We start from the raw sequence: 350 nt of genomic DNA, 5'->3' as shown, positions 1-350 counted from the left end.
ACCACGTCGGCCAGCGCCCGGCCCAACGCCTCGGTATCCAGCCTGCCGTCCAGCCGCAGTGCCACCGCCATGTTGTAAATCGGTGAGGGACCGTGCAATTGGTCGAGGAACCACAGCCGGTTCTGGGCGAATGACAACGGCACTACCGCCGGCCGCTCCACTGCGACCAACGGTTCCAGTCCACCCGACGTGCCACCGATGCGGGGCGCCAACTGGGCCACCGTGGGCGCCTCAAATATTGTGCGCACCGCGACGCCGGCGTCCAGGGCGGAATTGATCGCCGCGATCGCACGCATCGCCGAGAGTGAGTCGCCGCCGAGGTCGAAGAAGGAATCATCGATCCCGACGCG

The 350-nt window shown here is 66.9% G+C and carries 1 protein-coding gene; it reads right to left on the bottom strand.

The window, feature by feature from the left end; translation table 11 throughout:
• A partial coding sequence (locus OQ789_RS25875) for a phosphopantetheine-binding protein (protein ID WP_324689281.1) occupies positions 1 to 350 on the bottom strand: 350 nt, incomplete at both ends.

This window comes from Mycobacterium sp. 94-17 (assembly GCF_035617725.1).
Classification (GTDB): Bacteria; Actinomycetota; Actinomycetes; order Mycobacteriales; family Mycobacteriaceae; genus Mycobacterium.
This window is presented reverse-complemented; position numbering and strand designations above follow the sequence as displayed.